Annotated in this window: 17 protein-coding genes; 4 read left to right on the forward strand and 13 right to left on the reverse strand. The window is 38.2% G+C overall.

Annotated elements, in window-relative coordinates:
* The first annotated feature begins 78 nt into the window (after positions 1-78).
* The 3 genes from HNQ00_RS14340 to HNQ00_RS14350 all read left to right on the forward strand — a co-directional run bounded on the left by HNQ00_RS14340 (position 79) and on the right by HNQ00_RS14350 (position 4,193).
* Complete coding sequence (locus tag HNQ00_RS14340; RefSeq protein ID WP_173839192.1) at positions 79-864, forward strand: polysaccharide biosynthesis/export family protein; 786 nt, start codon at positions 79-81, stop codon at positions 862-864.
* 8 nt (positions 865-872) lie between these two features.
* Positions 873-3,239: a GumC family protein gene (locus tag HNQ00_RS14345; protein WP_173839193.1), complete on the forward strand. Its 2,367-nt coding sequence runs from the start codon at positions 873-875 to the stop codon at positions 3,237-3,239.
* 204 nt (positions 3,240-3,443) lie between these two features.
* Positions 3,444-4,193 (forward strand): tyrosine-protein phosphatase, encoded by a 750-nt coding sequence (locus tag HNQ00_RS14350; protein ID WP_173839194.1) that lies wholly within the window; start codon positions 3,444-3,446, stop codon positions 4,191-4,193.
* A gap of 238 nt (positions 4,194-4,431) precedes the next feature.
* Here HNQ00_RS14350 and HNQ00_RS14355 read toward each other — a convergent pair whose 3' ends face one another.
* The 9 genes from HNQ00_RS14355 to HNQ00_RS14395 form a co-directional block, all read right to left on the reverse strand.
* Positions 4,432-6,201 carry a DUF885 domain-containing protein gene (locus tag HNQ00_RS14355; protein WP_173839195.1) on the reverse strand — a complete coding sequence of 590 codons (1,770 nt, stop codon included), beginning with the start codon at positions 6,199-6,201 and terminating at the stop codon, positions 4,432-4,434.
* 67 nt (positions 6,202-6,268) lie between these two features.
* Positions 6,269-7,129 carry a c-type cytochrome gene (locus HNQ00_RS14360; RefSeq protein WP_173839196.1) on the reverse strand — a complete coding sequence of 287 codons (861 nt, stop codon included), beginning with the start codon at positions 7,127-7,129 and terminating at the stop codon, positions 6,269-6,271.
* Between the two features lie 211 nt (positions 7,130-7,340).
* The gene (locus HNQ00_RS14365) at positions 7,341-7,703 is read right to left on the reverse strand and encodes a nuclear transport factor 2 family protein (RefSeq protein ID WP_173839197.1); all 363 of its coding nucleotides are present in this window, start codon (positions 7,701-7,703) and stop codon (positions 7,341-7,343) included.
* A gap of 82 nt (positions 7,704-7,785) precedes the next feature.
* Positions 7,786-8,694 carry a pseudouridine synthase gene (locus tag HNQ00_RS14370; RefSeq protein WP_173839198.1) on the reverse strand — a complete coding sequence of 303 codons (909 nt, stop codon included), beginning with the start codon at positions 8,692-8,694 and terminating at the stop codon, positions 7,786-7,788.
* A 229-nt stretch (positions 8,695-8,923) separates the two neighbouring features.
* Positions 8,924-9,886 (reverse strand): geranylgeranylglycerol-phosphate geranylgeranyltransferase, encoded by a 963-nt coding sequence (locus HNQ00_RS14375; protein WP_173839199.1) that lies wholly within the window; start codon positions 9,884-9,886, stop codon positions 8,924-8,926.
* A gap of 68 nt (positions 9,887-9,954) precedes the next feature.
* Entirely contained in the window at positions 9,955-10,893 is a 939-nt protein-coding gene (locus HNQ00_RS14380; RefSeq protein WP_173839200.1) for a mevalonate kinase family protein, read from the reverse strand.
* A 32-nt stretch (positions 10,894-10,925) separates the two neighbouring features.
* Positions 10,926-11,225 (reverse strand): type II toxin-antitoxin system RelE/ParE family toxin, encoded by a 300-nt coding sequence (locus HNQ00_RS14385; RefSeq protein ID WP_173839201.1) that lies wholly within the window; start codon positions 11,223-11,225, stop codon positions 10,926-10,928.
* Positions 11,222-11,446 (reverse strand): hypothetical protein, encoded by a 225-nt coding sequence (locus tag HNQ00_RS14390; RefSeq protein ID WP_173839202.1) that lies wholly within the window; start codon positions 11,444-11,446, stop codon positions 11,222-11,224. The genes HNQ00_RS14385 and HNQ00_RS14390 overlap by 4 nt, the downstream gene beginning before the upstream one ends.
* 33 nt (positions 11,447-11,479) lie before the next feature.
* Positions 11,480-12,583 (reverse strand): diphosphomevalonate decarboxylase, encoded by a 1,104-nt coding sequence (locus tag HNQ00_RS14395; RefSeq protein ID WP_173839203.1) that lies wholly within the window; start codon positions 12,581-12,583, stop codon positions 11,480-11,482.
* 111 nt (positions 12,584-12,694) lie between these two features.
* On the opposite strand from HNQ00_RS14395, the gene HNQ00_RS14400 reads away from it, so the two are divergent.
* Complete coding sequence (locus tag HNQ00_RS14400) at positions 12,695-13,171, forward strand: TspO/MBR family protein (RefSeq protein ID WP_173839204.1); 477 nt, start codon at positions 12,695-12,697, stop codon at positions 13,169-13,171.
* Between the two features lie 463 nt (positions 13,172-13,634).
* On the opposite strand, the gene HNQ00_RS14405 is transcribed toward HNQ00_RS14400, so the two are convergent.
* From HNQ00_RS14405 to HNQ00_RS14420, 4 genes are all read right to left on the reverse strand, one after another.
* Entirely contained in the window at positions 13,635-14,375 is a 741-nt protein-coding gene (locus HNQ00_RS14405; protein WP_173839205.1) for a peptidase associated/transthyretin-like domain-containing protein, read from the reverse strand.
* Positions 14,376-14,470: 95 nt separating this feature from the next.
* Positions 14,471-15,691 (reverse strand): BaiN/RdsA family NAD(P)/FAD-dependent oxidoreductase, encoded by a 1,221-nt coding sequence (locus HNQ00_RS14410; RefSeq protein ID WP_173839206.1) that lies wholly within the window; start codon positions 15,689-15,691, stop codon positions 14,471-14,473.
* A gap of 29 nt (positions 15,692-15,720) precedes the next feature.
* On the reverse strand, positions 15,721-16,398 hold the full coding sequence (locus tag HNQ00_RS14415) for a glycerophosphodiester phosphodiesterase (protein ID WP_173839207.1): 678 nt from the start codon (positions 16,396-16,398) through the stop codon (positions 15,721-15,723).
* A gap of 153 nt (positions 16,399-16,551) precedes the next feature.
* Positions 16,552-18,210 (reverse strand): alpha-amylase family glycosyl hydrolase, encoded by a 1,659-nt coding sequence (locus HNQ00_RS14420; protein WP_173839208.1) that lies wholly within the window; start codon positions 18,208-18,210, stop codon positions 16,552-16,554.
* Positions 18,211-18,214 lie beyond the last annotated feature (4 nt).

The following is an 18,214-nucleotide window of genomic DNA, read 5'->3' on the forward strand; positions in this document are numbered from 1 at the left end:
AAAACAGACTAATAGCCAGTAACGGTTACTTATTCGACCCCACCCACATAAATCATTTTAAAAATTAAGCAGATAATTATGAAATGCAGTCCCCTAATAAATAAGGTTTTAGTTGTTGTACTGGCCGTCCTATTTTTTTCTTGTGCATCCAGACAAGAAGTAGTGTACTATCAAAACAGTGCTGAGCTCACACAATTAGAAACAGCCATGAGCTACGAAGTAAAAATTCAGCCCGATGATTTGCTTTCGATTATTGTTTCAGCCGAAGACCAAGAAATTGCCGCGCCTTTTAATTTGAAGTCAATTCGTATGGCAAGTACTAGTAATGTAAGTGCTGCTTCAGGACAAGAGAGTATGCAATTGTATTTGGTAGATGCTAAGGGTGCTATTGATTTTCCGGTACTAGGGAAATTGCAAGTAGGTGGTTTAAGCCGTACCGAAGTACTGCGTATGTTCAAAGAAAAAATAGGGCTTTACATTAAAAACCCCATCATCAATTTTAGAATTGCTAATTTTAAAGTATCGGTGCAAGGAGAGGTCAATGCACCGGGATCCTACACAATCAACTCAGAAAGAATTACTTTGATTGAGGCATTAGCATTAGGAAAAGATTTGACTATTTATGGGAAGCGAGACAACCTCTTAATTATACGAGAAGTCAATGGGGTGAAGTCATTCAATAGAGTCGACATCACCAAGGCTGATTTTATCAATTCCCCTTTTTACTATTTGGCTCAAAACGATGTGGTCTACGTAGAACCAAATAAAACGAGAACCAATGCATCGGCCGTGGGACCGAATACAGGCGTTTTAATATCGATAACGTCATTACTAATTACACTGGTAACTTTAATTTTAAGATAATATTTTAGATGGAATACAACAATTACGAGGATGATTTTGAAAGCGATTTCGACTTTAAAGCATTTATTGTTAAGTACCTAAGGCACTGGAAATGGTTTGCACTAAGTGCTGCAGTTTGTTTACTAGTTGCTTTCATATACTTGCGCTACACGGTACCGCAATACCAAGCACAGACTACAATCTTAGTAAAAGATGAAAAGAAGGGGGGGATGCTCTCTGAATTATCTGCTTTTGCCGATATGGGCATTGGTGGTGGTATGAAAAGCAACCTTGACAATGAAATCGAAATCTTAAAATCGAGAACCCTAGTTCAAAATGTCGTTAAGAGTTTGAATCTTACAGTACGCATTGCAGAAAAAGGAAACGTAGTCGATCGCGAATTATACGCACAAGCGCCTGTAGAAGTTGTTATACTAGATGCTAATGGAGATTTATATAAAAACAGTCTAAACTTTAATTTTACGGCAACCGCTGCAGACAGTTTTACACTAGAAGAAAACGCAGTCGATAGTGGAGCTAAAGCTTTGCTAAATGGCAACAGCTACAAATACGAGCAGCAAATTGCGACACGATACGGGAAGTTCTTAATTAGAAAAACAAAGTATAATACTGCTTATTTTAAAGGACAAGAGCAAACGATTACTGTTAGCATCAACCCACTAGAAAAAGTAGCGGCTGGCTATAAAAACGGCTTGCAAATAGAACCTTTGAGTGAAACGAGTAGTGTGGTAGCGATAAGCGTTACGGGTCCAGTAAGAGAAAAGTCAGAGAATTTCTTGAATACCTTAGTGGCGATGTACAACGATGATGCTGCCGCTGATAAAAACTTTATCTCTGAGAATACTTCTAAGTTTATTGCGTCGCGATTGGCGTTGATTACTGAGGAATTAGATGGTGTAGAGCAGGATGTAGAAGGTTTTAAAAAGAGCAATAAAATTACTGATGTTGCTGCAGAGGCGGCGATATTTGTTGAGGGATCAAATGAATACGATAAAAAAGGCGTAGAAACAGAGATTCAATTAAATGTGGTTTCGTCAATGCTGGGCTTTATTAAAAAAAGTGACAACAGCGATTTGCTGCCTACCAATATTTTAACTGCAGATGGCGATGCTTCGGGATTGATTAGTTCGTACAATGAGTTGGTGCTTAATCGCAACCGCATTTTAAAGTCGGCTACTGTGTTGAATCCTTCGGTAATTCAATTAGACCAGCAAATTAGTTCGTTACGCAGTACAGTACAAACGAGTTTGATGCGCATGCAGTCGAGTTTGAACATTCAAAAACGCAACTTAAGCAACCAAGAAGGGATATTAAATTCGAAAATAAATAAAATACCAGTTCAAGAACGCCAGTTTAGAGCGATTGCTAGACAGCAAAAAGTAAAAGAAGAATTGTACTTGTACTTGTTGCAAAAACGGGAGGAAACAGCGATTTCATTATCTGCTACAGAGCCGAACGCCAGAGTAATCGATACCGCCAAAGCAGATGATATTGCCGTGGCTCCAAAAAAGAAAATTGTTTACCTAGCGGGATTGTTGCTAGGATTATTGATTCCGTTTGGGGTGATCTATATCGATGATGTATTGGATACCAAAATAAAAAGCCGTTTGGATCTAGATGGGAAAACAACGATTCCTTTTATAGGAGACGTGCCTACCTCAGATACGCCAAACGAATTAGTGAAGTCAGACAGTAGAACGAGTTTTGCGGAGGCAATCAGGATCATTCGAACCAACTTAGAGTTTATGTTGAATAGGGTGCCAGAAGGAACCGCCAAAACATTGTTTCTAACCTCTACGTTCCCTAAGGAAGGAAAAACATTTATATCAGTAAATCTAGCAGCTACCTTTGCCTTGTCAGGTAAAAAAGTATTGTTAGTGGGAATGGATGTTAGAAATCCCAAATTACAAAACTACCTCAACTTACCAGAACGTGGGTTGACTAATTACCTATCGTCAAAAGACCTCGCTATCGATGATTTGATTATCAAGTTTCCAGGATACGAAGATTTTAGCGTGTTGCCAGCAGGGATTATTCCACCCAATCCTGCAGAGCTATTGATGAATAAAAAAGTAGACAGCCTCTTTGCCGATTTAAAATCACGCTACGATTACATTATCGTGGATACGGCTCCAGTGAGTTTGGTTACAGATACCTTGCTAATCGCTAAACATGCTGATTGCTTTATCTATGTGGCTCGTGCTAACTTTTTAGAGAAAAGGATGCTGGATATTGCTAACAACTTATACAAAGAGGGCAAACTGCCTAATATGTGCATGCTGTTAAACGACACCGACTCTACAAAAGGATACGGTTACGGCTATGGCTACGGTCACGAGGTACAGAAAAAACCATGGTACAAACTAAAAGGATAGTGCTAGTATAAATACTACCATCATATTATAAAGAAGGCTACAAATTACTGCAATTTGTAGCCTTTTTTGTTGGTAGTCTAAGCGACTATTGAGTAATGGTAATAGTGTCTAGGCTGGCTGCTTTTAACACACAATAAAGATTGAAGCAAGCGCCATTTCTATAATTTTTTTGTTACTTTGTTGCATCATTTTTAATACTACAGCATGTTTTTCTTTTCTAGAAATAAGCCGGTTTTAAAAGACCTCATCCCCGAAGGCCATATCGATATCCATGCACACCTATTGCCCGGAATCGATGATGGTGCCGCCACCTTTGCCGATAGCTTGCAGTTGATACAAGCGATGCAAGGGTTTGGGATCACACAGTTTATTGCCACACCACACATTATTCAGGGCATCTGGGACAATACCCACGAGCAAATTATAAGCAAGAAAGAGGAAACACTGCAACTACTAGCCAATAGTAAGGCAAGCGTTCCTTTACATGCCGCCGCAGAATACCTAATGGACGATCAGTTTGCCCGCCTTTTTCAAAAAAAGGAATTACTCACCTTAAAAGGCAAACACGTACTGGTAGAGATGTCATACATCAACGCGCCCATACAATTGTACAACATCTTGTATGACTTACAACTAGCAGGTTATGTGCCGGTACTGGCGCATCCCGAACGCTATTTGTTCTACCACAATGATTTTAATGAGTACGCTAAGTTGGTCAAGGCGGGTTGCTTATTACAATTAAACCTGCTATCTGTAGTGGGTTATTACGGTGGCGAAATCGCTAAAATTGCCGAAAAATTACTGTCAAAAGGAATGTACAGCTACGTAGGTTCTGATGTGCACCATCTAAGACACATTGCTGCCTTTGATCAAAAAGTGCTGCTAAAAGACCTACAGCCGTTGCACGAAATAATTGTTAATAATCAATTTTTTAAACGGGATACTATTGAATAATATTTCCTATATTTAACTCAAGTAACAAACTGTTTTCTGGTAACTAGTTTGTTCCTTAATAAATAAAAGCTTCTCAATCGAGAAGCTTTTATTATTTTAAAAGGATAAGGTTATTTTTACTTTCGAAAAATACGGCTACACTATACTACAAAACATTCGAAGCCTGCAGCTTTTTACGCTTTTAACCAAACCGTAGTATGTCTAGCTGCTAGTACTAGAATGTAAAAGCAACGGCAGCTTATTTCTCAGCTATCCAAGCGTCGATTTTTTTCTCTAATAATGCCAGTGGCATGACTCCAGATGCTAACACTTTCTCGTGGAATTTTTTAATGTCAAATTGGGTTCCCATTTTGTCTTGTGCTCTTTTGCGCAGTTCCATGATTTTTAATTGCCCTATTTTATACGACAACGCCTGCCCCGGAATCGCCATATAGCGTTCGATCTCCGTAGTAATGCTAGCTGCGCTTTCGGCTTCGTTGGCTAGTGAATACGCTATTGCTTGCTCTCTAGTCCAGCCTTTGCTATGCAATCCCGTGTCGACAACCAATCGTACCGCACGGTGCATTTCGTTTCCTAACATCCCAAAATACTGATACGGATCTTTATACAAGCCCAGTTCTTTCCCCAAGCTTTCGGTGTACAAGGCCCAACCTTCACCGTAGGCGCCAAACCAGTTGTATTTTCTAAAATCAGGTAGGCTAGCGTTTTCTTGCTGTAGCGAAATCTGAAAGTGATGCCCCGGAATGGCTTCGTGTAAGAACAAATCTTCGTCTCCATAGCTATTGTATTCCTTCACATCTGGAATAGGTACATAAAATATCCCCGGACGTGTTCCATCGGTTGTGCCTGGACTGTATTCAGCACTGGCTGTTTGTTCTCGAAAGGCTTCTGTTCTTCGAATCTCAAATTTGGTTTTTGGCTGTAGTGAAAACAAGCGATCTACATTGGGTTTGATTACACTGTAGATGCGCTCAAAATTGGCGATGACTTCTTCGGGTTTTCTGAAGGGTTTTAGTTCGGGTTTGTTTCTTACGTAGTCAAAGAATTCGAGTAACGTTCCCTTGAAACCTACCTGCGTTTTTACTTTTTCCATCTCGCTGTTCAAGCGTGCCACTTCGCTTAGTCCTAACTGATGAATTGCCTCAGGAGTCATGCTCGTCGTCGTCCATTGTTTGACATAAACAGCATACAAGTCTTTTCCAAAAGGCAAACTACCGATACCACTTGTCGCGCGGGAGGCTGGCAAGTAGTCGTTTTTAATGAATTCGGCCATTTTCTTGTATTGCGGAACCAACTTATCGTTGATCGTAGCGGTGTATTTTTCGGTTAGCTCTTTTTTAGTAGCGTCTGAAAAATCTGCGGGCATGATTTTAATCGCCGAATAAAACAAATTGTCGGTGACATTAGCGGTGGGCATGTTAGCAAACTGCGGCAGGAGTTTTTCGGTTAACGCCTTAGGTAAAACCGCTCCTTTTGCCATTCCTTTTTTCATATACACCATCGCCGAATCAATCCAAACACTATACAAGTCCATTCTCTTTAAGAAATTAGTATAGTCTTTCTCGGTTTTAAAAGGTTGGCCACTGCTTCCTCCAGCATATTGTCCCATGGTTAAATGCGTGCCCCAAAACTGATGTATCGGAATTAAATTGGTGGGTTGCTGCAATAATTCCTTACCTACCGTTACTTCCCATTTTATGATTTCGTAACTATTCAATTCCTCTGCCGATAATTCTTTCTGGTCTACACTAGCAATCGTTTTTTGATATTTGTCAAAAAAAGCCAACTGTGATTTGCGATAGCCATCGGTCATTTCAAACTGCAATTGGTCGTTGTATTGGTTTTGTCCGTTTTGTGTCGCGCTCAAAGGATCGAGTGCGTTTTTATCATCAAAATAATGGGTGGTGATGGCCGTAAAGTCGGTGGTTTTTGCACTGTCTTCTTTTTTGCAACTGCTACTAAGCAAGCAAACTGCGGTTCCTAAAATCAGAAGCTTTGGTGTTTTCATATCATGTGGTTTTAAGTTGGTTTCTTTTTCGAATAATAGCTTTCTAATGCTACTTCCTATGGTTATTTTAATTTGATTTTATTTTATGCTTGGCCATATACTCGAGGTAATAAACGATTTGGTCAATGTCTTTAGGGGTGATCGTAGTTAGCATGGGCATTTTTACATCGTTTCTAAACGACGCCGGATGTTGAATGAATTGTTTCAACTGTGCTTTGTTCCAGTATTCGGTGACACTTTTAGGGTAATTTAATTCGGGTCCCATGCTGCCGCCTATTTTATTTATGGCGTGGCAGGTCACACAGTTTTTAGTAAATAAAGCAAAGCCAGCTTGGGCCTTAGGATCGTTTTTTGGAGCGAGCAGGGCAATGTTTTCGCTATTGTTTACAAGATGGATTTTAACCAAATTATATGGCCATTTGTAGTCAGAAGCAGTGGAAGCAACGCCTTCATAAATGAGATAAAAAGGTGCGGCTTTCATTTGGTGTCCATCCTTTACAATCGCTGACCATAATTGGCCCTTTGGAGCATCAACATCGCTTACGGCAACATACGCCTTAGAATTCATGATTTTTTGCAAAGGCATCATGGGTTTGTAGCCATCGATACATTCAAATACGATTTGGTACGCTGTAGGGTCGATTGTTTTAATAGCGGTATAGTTAGCAAGTAAGCTAGATAAAGCAAACGCCTGGTATCTTTTTACGCTGTGGTAAACAGGATCATCTTGCACGGTGACTAAACGGGTCTCTTTTAACAAGCCTTCTTGCTGTAAAGCTAGTAAATCGATCGTCATAGTATCAGTAGGCTTTTTTGCACTAGCAGTAGTAGTGTTTTTGGGAACGATTTGCTGCTGCTTTCCCTGCTGCTGGCAGCTCGCTAGCGTGAGGAATAAAAGGGCGACCAATTTTAAATAGGATTTTTGCATTTTGTTTTCGAATAAAAAAAAGACAACAAGAAGTAGCGGTCTCCATAACGGACTACTCAAAATTAGGTAAAAATAGTGTAGCAACGGTGCGCTGGGTTGTTAATATACGGCTATTGGCTGCAGCCAAATAAAAAATTCCATCCCGATAAGATCAAGATGGAATTGTAAATAGTGTTGTATGTTGCTTGTGGTAGTAAAGCAAGAGTTACAGTTAACCGTGGTACACTCTTGAAGCGACAATTTTGTCTTCTCTAATGTCTAGTACTTCTGCTACTGCTACATCAGCTTCATTGTCTGCCGTTCTAATGTATTCCATAAAAACGCGGTCGCCATTTGCAGTAAGCGTCTTTAGTTTGTACTGTAAACTAGGGATTTTCTCAAATGCATCTTGCCACCAAGCACGCATCGCGTCTTTACCGCTAATGAAACCATCCGTTTCTGGCTGTGCAATTTTTAATTTCGGACTAAAATGTTGGGCATCGTCGTCATAAAGCGATAATAATTTTTCTAGTTCCTTGCTGTTGAAGGTTTCGATCCACTTAAAAGCAATCGATTGTAATTTTTCTGGGGTCATGGGGGAGGGGCGTTATAAAAAAAAATCCTAGTCACGAATGAAAAGGATTTTTCTAATTAGGTTTTGTCTTTAAAGGCGGTGATTAAACGTTCTTTAAATTGATGATTTCTTGTTCAGTAAGCAATCTCCAGTTTCCTCTTGGTAAGTTTTTCTTAGTCAAACCTGCAAAAGAGACTCTGTCAATACGCAATACATCATAGCTGAAGTTTTCAAATATCGAACGTACAACCTTAACGTTTGCTGATCTTAATTTCAATCCTATTTCGCTTTTAGCTTCTCCTTCGATATAGCTAATGTCTTCTACAAATACACGGTGTCCGTCAAGAACTAGTCCTTTGTTGATTTTTTCTAAATCTTCAAATTTCAAGTTTTTATCTAGTGATACGTGGTAGATCTTAGATGATTTGTTAGTAGGTAATGTAAATTTACGAATCATGTCAGTATCATTGGTAAACAATAATAAACCCGTCGTATTTTTATCCATTCTTCCTACAGCACCAATTTTGGCAGTCGTAGAACCTTTAACCAACTCTAATACGTTACGAAATTCTTGACCTTCGTCAAATGCTGTCGTAAAGTTTTTAGGTTTGTTTAGTAAGATGTAGACTTTTTTCTCTGGAGTCAATGTCGCTCCGTCAAAGTTTACAACATCACCTGGTTTTACCATGTATCCCATTTCGGTTACAGGAATTCCGTTTACTTTTACTGTCCCTGATGTAATATAAATATCAGCATCACGACGCGAGCAAGCACCAGAATTTGCAATATATTTATTCAAACGAATTTCGTCTTTTACCTTAGGTCTTTTTGGCGCTTGATTTGGTTTTTTCTCAACCTTATCAGTAGCAACTTCGGCTACTTTAGTGTTAACTTTCACTTTCTTTGGCCCTTGAGCGCGCTTCTGCATCGCAGGTTTTGGCTTATTTGAATGTGGTCGTGAGCTATTTGCTCTCCCGCCACCACTCTTATTATTGCCTTCCTTGTTATTCATAATAATCAATAATTTGCGCAAAGATAGTATTTATATAATTGGCAATCAATAACTACTAATTAAAATGCTAAAACGTTAACCTAGAGGGCTATTAAATAAGTAACCGTGTTTTTTTAGGAGCTGTTTCCTGTTTTCCGCTATATCTTTTACTTTTTAAAGAAAAAAGTAAAAGGATGCCGCTGCAACCAGGGCTAGCCATACGAGAATAATAGTGTTGAAAAAGAAGTGACTACGAAATCATTAACAGTAATTTCTTGCCATTCCACAATACTGCTGGATTAATCAGCACAATGCAAAATACACCCGCTACAATCAAAAATTTTAATACGTTGTGCAATAGTAAGTACTGTGCTTTGCTGCTAGCGCGCCATAAATAAAGCGAGAACAGAATCAAGATGATAAAGCAGCTGTAGAAATAAATATCCATATAGCCCACATCATAAACGTCGATCAATACATAAACAGGAACGATGGTAAGCAAGATAAGGCTAGTGATGATTTTTTTAGATACGGCTTCACAATAACGTATTGGGATGGTTTGGTAATTGTTAGCCAAGTCTCCTTTTAAATTCTCTAAGTCCTTGATCATTTCTCTAATCAATAACAACAGGAATAAAAAGCTAGCATGTGCAAAAATCACCGCAAAATGTCCCTTGTAATTCTCGATTTCTTCAAAACTCAGATTGTTATAATAGTGCAACAAAATAGCAAAAAACGGAAGTATAGCCATAACAGCTGCCGTTAAGTTGCCTACCACAGGGTATTTCTTGATTTTGTGTGAGTAAAACCAAATCATAAAAATATAGGCCGAGAAAAATAGGAACGCCTGCCACGATGCCCAGAGTGCTAGTAAGGCGGCAACAAAATTCAAAGCAAAATACACTTTTAGTTTGGTTGACTGTCGTACTAAGCGATCCAGCATGGATTTGTTAGGGCGGTTGATTAAATCCTTTTGGCTGTCGTAAAAATTATTGATAATGTATCCCGAAGCAATAGTAATCGCTGAGGCAAAAACAAGTAGAAATAAATTGAAGTCTAATAAAATAGCAATGGCACGCTTCTCTGGAGCAAGAATAAAAATAGCCGATAAGTATTGTGCTAGTATGATAATTGGAATGTTGTATCCTCTAATGACTGAGAATAAACTAATTACTTTTTTTAAAAAAAGCTTACGCTTTCTACTTAATGCCATATATTTTAAAATAATAAAGCTTAAAATCACGAGGAATTTTAAGCTTTAAATTTATGTGTTATGCTTGATTAAAACTGATAAACAACTTCAAGTTTGTAGTCATTCAAAGATGCTTTTGCACGTTCTAGATCTTCTGTGAAGCCTAGAATGTAACCACCACCACCAGAGCCACAAAGTTTTAAGTAATAATCATTTGTGTCAATTCCTTTTTGCCAAATGGCGTGAAATTGTTCTGGAATCATTGGTTTAAAATGACTTAAAACAACCTTAGATAATTTTTTAGTATTGCTAAACAACGACTTCATGTCTCCACCTAAGAAGTTTTCTACACAAGCATCGGTATGTTTTACAAACTGATTTTTTAACATCGTACGAAACCCTTTGTCTTTTAAGTTTTCCATGAAGATGCTTACCATAGGTGCTGTTTCCCCTACGATACCTGAATCAATTAAGAACACGGCTCCTTTTCCATCAAAACTCTGATTCGGAATACCGGTTGCTTCAATATTATCCTTAGAATTAATCAAGATCGGAATGCTTAAATAGCTATTCAAAGGATCTAAACCAGAACTTTTACCATGGAAAAAACTTTCCATTTGCGAAAAGATGGTTTTTAATTCTAATAGTTTTTCTCTCGTTAGATTTTCTAAAACCGTGATTTTGTCTTGAGCGTATTTATCATAAATAGCCGCGACCAATGCGCCGCTACTTCCTACACCATATCCTTGTGGGATACTAGAGTCAAAGTACATGCCGGTAGCGATATCACTTTTTAAAGTAGCTAAATCAAAAGCGACCAATTGGGGTTGCTCTGTTTGTAGCGTTTCAAGGTAGTTTGCAAAACGATTCAAACTCGCATTAGAAGCAATCGCTTCGGCAGAGGGGTTTTCGTCGGTTTTTAAAGCACCATTGTAAAAATTATAGGGAATAGATAATCCCTTAGAGTCACGAATAATTCCGTATTCTCCAAAGAGTAATATTTTTGAGTAAAATAAAGGTCCTTTCATATTATTTTAAATTAACAATTTGGGGTTGGTAATTATTCTATTTTTTTAATCTTATTTGAGTCTTGTCTTGTATCGAAAAGAGAAATAACAACTACTGAGTCATCATCAAACGAATAATACAAAATGGATTGTTTTGAAATCACACATTTTCTTATTTTCGAATTATGTTCTGATTTAGGAAACATTTCAGGTTTCCCTTGAAGTGCTTTCATGTTTTCTAATAACTTATCTGCCTGCTTTTCTCTCACTTTTACACTCCAAGATAATTCTAGGTAATCAAGTAAAGATTTAATGTTAAGCTTTGCTCTATCAGTGAGGACTAGCCTTCTCATTTACTGAGATAGGGAGTTATAAACTCCTCAAAATCTGAAACTTTACCATCCGCAAATTCTTGTAATGATAATTTGATGTCGTTTTGCTGCTCCGGCGTCAACTCCTCCCAGAAATCTTTCTTGTCTTTAGTCAAAAGGGATTTTATAGACGCAATTATTGATTCGTCATTGGTTTGCAATAACTGCTCAATAATTTCTTGTTTTTCTAATTGAATATCCATACTTAGCGCTTTAATCTCCTAAAGATACGAAAATTATAATAGGATTGCTCCATTTCCAATTTCATCACAAATGTACTGCCCATTTTGACAATAGCCAACTAATTCGTCTTTAATAAATTGCAAAACTTTTTCGCTAACGTTTTCGGGGTATAATACATGCACATTTGCTCCTGCATCTAGGGTGAAACATACCGGTATTTTAGTTTCGTTTCTGAATTTCCAAAGCGCATTGATGATCTGTAACGTATTTGGTTTCATCAAAATAAAATAAGGCATCGAAGTCATCATCATCGCATGCAATGTTAGCGCTTCACTTTCTACTACTTTAATGAAGGCGTCTAAATCCCCACTCTTAAAGATCGCTTTTAAAGCATCTAAATTTTCATGTGCTTGAGCAAAACGCCTCTCGGCATAAGGATGATTATGCATCAAATCATGACCTACCGTGCTTGAGACTTGCTTTTCGCCTTTGTCTACAAGTAAAATAGTGTCTTGGTAGTTCTTGAAGTTGGCGTGGATTTCGTTAGGGAATTCCACCCCAAATAAATCGGTACTGCCTGCGATATTTGTTTGGTTTCCCCAAACAACCACTTGCCCTTTGACACTTCTACAAGCGCTCCCTGATCCCAATCGGGCTAGAAACGAGGCTTTTTGATAAAAATACGCATCGGTCATTGCAGGATTAAGGGCTTTTTCTAAACTCATCAAGTTCATCGCTAAAGCTGCCATTCCTGACGCTGATGAAGCAATACCTGAACTATGCGGAAAAGTGTTTTGTGTGTCGATCGTAAAATGATACTCTTTTAAAAACGGAAGGTATACTTCGATTCTTTCTAAGAATTTCTTAATTTTTGGTTTAAAATCTTCTTTCGGTTGCCCTTCAAATAACAAATCAAATGAAAAATCCTCTGAACTTGCCTTGGACGATGTTGCAATATGCTTTTTGGCGAAAGCCAACTTAGTAATTGTTTTACAATTGTTCAAAGTAAAACTCACTGAGGGATTGGCAGGAATCTGGTTGTCTTTCTTTCCCCAGTACTTCACTAAGGCGATATTGCTAGGCGCGCTCCACTGGTATTCACCACTTTCTATAGTTTGAGAATAGGCCGCCGGGATAAAGTCTTTTGCTGTTAACATGAATGGTAAAATTTTGGCAAAGATACTTTTTTTGGACTACACATCAATTGGTTTATTTGTCGAAAACTCTTGAATTTTCATTAATTTTGGTTTCTTAAATAAATTAGAAAAATGAATAAGATTACAAAAATACTTACCGTAGTGGTTACTTGCTTGGCTATTGGTTATTTATCGGGTACGGTTACTAGATCAGCAATACTATCTTGGTATCCTACCTTAGTGAAGCCAAGTTTTAATCCGCCTAACTGGATCTTTGCGCCGGTGTGGAGTACGTTGTATATTATGATGGGAGTGGCGGCAGGCCTAGTGTGGAACCGCATTGATTTTGAAAAAGAGATCGTTACAAAAGCCTTGATTGTATTTGCTATTCAACTTGGATTAAATGCTTTGTGGTCCTACTTATTCTTCGGATTAAAAAATCCTATGCTCGCCGGAATCGAAATCATTATTCTATGGTTGATGATCTTCGAAACATACACGCAGTTCTCAAAAATTAATAAAATAGCAGGCTATTTGTTCTTGCCTTACTTGGCTTGGGTAAGTTTTGCAGCTGTTTTGAATGGAAGTATTTGGTGGTTGAATAGGTAGGGTTTTTTTAGTTTGCAGTTTTTAGTCTCAGTCGCAGTCTCAGTTTTCAGGTTTTGTTTGGGGGTATTGGTTTGCAGGCTTTGTTTGCGGGTATTAGTTTGCAGTCGCAGTCTCAGTTTTCAGGCTTTGTTTGCGAATAATAGTTTGCAGTTGCAGTCTCAGTTTTCAGGCTTTGTTTGCGGGTAGTAGTTTGCAGGCTCAGTCTCAGTTTTCAGGTTTAGTTTGTGGGTCTTAGTTTGCAGTCGCAGTCTCAGTTTTCAGGTTTAGTTTGTGGGTAGTGGTTTGCGGGTCTTAGTTTGCAGTCTCAGTCTCAGTTTTCAGGTTTAGTTTGTGGGTATTGGTTTGCAGGCTTTGTTTGCGTGTCTTAGTTAGCAGTCTCAGTCTCAGTTTTCAGGCTTTGTTTGTGGGTATTGGTTTGCGGGTCTTAGTTTGCAGTCGCAGTCTCAGTTTGCTTTTGCTGTATTTAATTTGCTGTAGCTAGGTTTTTAAAGGCGGTGTTTTTTTCGAATAAAAAATCCATTAAACTCAGCACATTTTGGTTGGCGGCGATGGTTTTTGATTTAGGGTCAGCATCGCAGAATTCTAAGAATAATCCAATCTCTTCGGGCTGTAGGTCTAGTGTTTTTATGAGATATGCGGTGTCATATTTTGATAGGGCAAAATCTTTGAATGCTATTTCGGGGGCTTCTTTTTTTGCGGGTTCTTTATCTTTAAGGAATAGGCTTAAAAGCATTCCGCCTATTCGCTTGATGTCAGCACCGTTAACTAGTTCGCCTGTGTAAACGCCTTGTACTTTTGGAGCAGCAGTTCTTTTTTCTAAGGTGTATTGATCTAATTTAGTTTGCTCCCAGCTGTCATCCTTGCTTAATTTTATTGAAGGCATGTTAGTTACAACAACTTCATTTAACTCTTCGGCATTCAGAATTAGATCCACTTCTAACACGCCATTAGTATACAGCGCAGGATTGATAACCAGTTTCTTTAATTGGTATTGTTTGGATACAAAAATTAAATTGTCATTGGTTTTTGCCTCGATGGTAAATTCTCCTCTAGCGTCTGTAACAGTGAGTTGCTTTGTATTGGAATTAATGACTTCCACATCCGGAATCGCATATTTGTTGTAGCGGACCGTGCCTTTTACTTGTTGAGAAAAACTATTTATAGTATGCAAAATAACAACAATAGAAAGTAGTTTTGTTCTCATATAAGTGTGTCTAATAGCGTAGTTGTAAAAGTATTAGATTGTTCTTAATAAAAACTTATCGTTTGTGTAAATTCTTGTTAATTAATTTTAAAACGTTAAATAGCATTGGCTACTATAAACCCACTTGTCCACGCATTCTGGAAATTAAATCCTCCGGTTATGGCATCGATATTCACAATTTCTCCAGCAAAATATAGGTTGTTGTGCAACTTACTTTCCATGGTTTTAAAATTGATTTCTTTTAAATCGATTCCGCCAGCGGTTACAAACTCTTCTTTAAAAGTGCTCTTTCCATTGACTTGAAAACTTCCGTTTGTTAATTGGTTTGCTAGGTTTTGCAACTGCACTTTGGATAGATCGGCCCATTTTGTTTCGATTTCGATTCCTGAAGCAAGTACTAAACTCTCCCACAAACGGTTTGGGAAGTCAAACGGTGATTTCTTAGATACCGCTTTTTTAGCATGTTCTTGTTTGAGTTCTTTTAATTTTATCTCGGCATCATTTGCATCTACATCATTCAGCCAATTCACATAAATGGTAAACTGATAATTTTTGTCATGTAAGATTCGGGCACCCCAAGCGGATAATTTTAAAACTGCAGGACCGCTCATTCCCCAATGGGTAATTAATAAAGGACCAGTTGATTCTAGTTTGCTGTCTTTGACTTTAACCGTCGCTAAGGCTGCTACTCCAGGTAATTCTTTAATTCGAGGGTCTTTGATATTGAAGGTAAACAAGGAAGGCACGGGATTTACAACCGCGTGACCATAGGTTTGTAACATATCCCAAACTTTAGGATTGCTTCCTGTGGCTAAAACCAATTTTTCTGTAATATAATTTTCCGATTGTGTTTCGATTTTCCAAACGCTTTCCCCTGCTATTTCAGGCCTGAAAATAGACTGTACACTTTGACCTGTCAATACTTTGATGCCTAATTTAGTAGTGGCTTCAAGAAAACAATCAATAATTGTTTGTGACGAATTAGATACCGGAAACATTCTGCCGTCATCTTCAATTTTTAATTCGACACCGTGTTTTTCAAACCATTCGATAGTGTCACCTGAGCAAAACTGATGAAAAGGACCTCGCAATTCTTTCTCTCCACGAGGGTAGAATTTTACTAATTCGTTAGGTTCAAAACAGGCGTGGGTAACATTGCAACGCCCACCACCAGAGATGCGGACTTTTTGTAAAACTTCGGCACCACGTTCTAATATGGCCACTTTTAACTTTGGGTTTTTCTCAACGATATTAATGGCTGTAAAAAAACCTGCTGCACCACCACCTACTACTATTATATCAAAATCTTGATTCATGTTTTTGTTGTTTTTGCTTGAAGCAAAATTTATAATCGATTGGGAAAATCAGAGATAATTCCGTCTACTTTGTATGATTGTATTCTTTTTATGTCTTCGATTTCGTTCACCGTCCAAGGGAAAACTTGAAAACCAGCTTGTTGCATCTGACTTACATTTTCTGTCGAGAGCATCTGAAAATCGGGATTTATTGCCTGTGCTTTTATTTTTTTGGCGAAAGCCAAAGCGTCCTCAATACTCGTTTCTGTCAATACGGCAATGGGAATACTAGGATTCAGCAAGCGGACTTTTTCCAAATTATCCCACTCAAAACTAGAGACGATAAAATCGCTGTATTTCCACTGTTTTTCAGTTACATATTGCTCAATTATGCCAACTAATTTATTAGCTAAGCCATTGCTTTTTATTTCGATATTAATCGAGCATTTTCGATCAATAAGATTTAAAACTTCAATTAATGTTGGAATATACTGCTGTCCTTCAATTTGGAATTGCTGTAATTCTAAACGCGTAAAACTATTTACGTAACCGCTACCATTGGTCGTTCTATCGATTGTTTCATCATGAATTACCATGATTTCTCCATCAGCACTGCTGTGAATATCAAGTTCGATTTGGTCCACATCAAGCGCTACCGCTTTTTGAAAACCAATCAAAGTATTCTCAGGTTCATAACCTCTAGCACCGCGATGGCCGATCTTTAACATGCTACTAATTTTTGGCAAAGGTAACTAAAATAAAAAAGCACAAACCAGAATCGATTTGTGCTTTTTTGACTTGAAGTATTTGTGGTATTCTTCGGGCAATTTTTTTTGTCACAGATTGGTATCAATAATAGAATTTTAAAACTGTGATTGATTTTATTTTTCTAGTAGTACGATGTCAAACGGACTATCAATAGTTACGGTTCCGTTTGTTACAACGGCCGTTTTACCAGAGTACGCATCTCTTAACGTTGTTCCGTTATCGAAAATTGTACCAACAGATAGTTCTTTTTTACCAATCGATAAATCTAGTCCTACGACTACCTGATCACTATAATCGCCTTTAGTAAATGTTCTCGAGAATACATAGGGTTGCGCGGTAATTTGTTGGTGTATGCCAGCGCCAATTGATGGGTGGTTTTTTCTAAACTGTCCTAGTTTTTGCCAATGTAAAAGTGCTGCTTGAGTTGCAGGATTTGATTTGATGTCTTCCCAGTTCATGAAGGAACGCAGCGTTGCATCGCCTTCAGTGTCTGTTACAATAAGAGAACGAGCTGATTCATCTCCATAAAAAACTTGTGCTAATCCTGGAGAAAGTAATAATTTGGTGGCCGTTTCTTTGTTCTTTGTTCGTGCTGCGTCAAACGGACTTCCATCGTCATGAGACGATAAGTAGTTCAATACGCTTGATCCTTTTAGTTCACCATTCAAAATAGTAGCATATTTAGAGAAAATGAACTCATAGTTTTTTAAAGCATCTGATTTGAATTCGAAATTGATCATGTTGTTAAAACCATTGTCATAATAGTTTACTTTTTTGTCACCAAAATCAAAATATTTCCCGGCGCTAATGTTGTAATTGTAGACCTCAGCAATAGTGTAGAACGGATTGTTGTCTAAAACTTTTGTTGGATTGTTTTTTTTCCAAGTTGCAAAAGCAAACTCACATTGCGTCTTAAAATCACTCCATACACTCACGTTTGTGTGCTTTACGGTATCGGCTCTGTAACCGTCAATTCCGTAATCAGCGATGTAATCTGTCAGCCATTTTATAATGTAATTCTTAGGTGTTCTCGGGTATGCTGTTCTTTCAAAAAAGGCATCTAGCGAAGCGACTTCTTTTTCGTAACGGCCTTCTGCTTTCCATTTTTCGATTAAAAAAGGAGGGAGTGCAACCTCTTGATCGCTCTCAGTTTTAATATCGGGTAAGTTCTTAACTAGGGTGCAAGCGGTTGTAGTTTCAAAGGTTTTGTAATCACATTGCGGGTCTGTGCGTACCCAATCATTCGGCCACACCGAATCTTCAGGAGTTACCGGTCCTGTGTGGTTGATTACGCCGTCAAGAATGATTCTGATGCCGTGAGCATGTGCTTTTTCAACAAGGGCTGCAAGATCTTCTTTGGTTCCGAAATTAGGATCTAAAGCGGTCCAATCTCTCGTCCAATACCCATGAAACCCGTAGCTGTATCCCGTTCCTTCATCAACGCCATCGTGAATTTGTTCGACTATTGGGGTAAACCAAATCGCATTGATTCCGAGTTTGTCAAAATAACCTTCATCGATTTTTTGCGAAATTCCTTTGATGTCTCCTCCTTGAAAACCGCGTAATTTCCCGCTAGTTTTCGTGCGGTTGTAATTCTGGTCGTTTGCTTTGTCACCGTTGTTAAATCGGTCTGTCATTAGAAAATAAACGCTAGCAGCTTCCCATACAAAGGGAGTTTTTGCTGCTTTTTTATTGGGAACTTTTTTAGTAGCGGTGCAACTTACGGTTAAAACGACAGTCGCTAGTAAAAAAAATAGAGGGTATATTTTCATTTTA

The organism is Flavobacterium aeripolare (assembly GCF_013294025.1).
In the GTDB taxonomy this organism is placed as follows: domain Bacteria; phylum Bacteroidota; class Bacteroidia; order Flavobacteriales; family Flavobacteriaceae; genus Flavobacterium.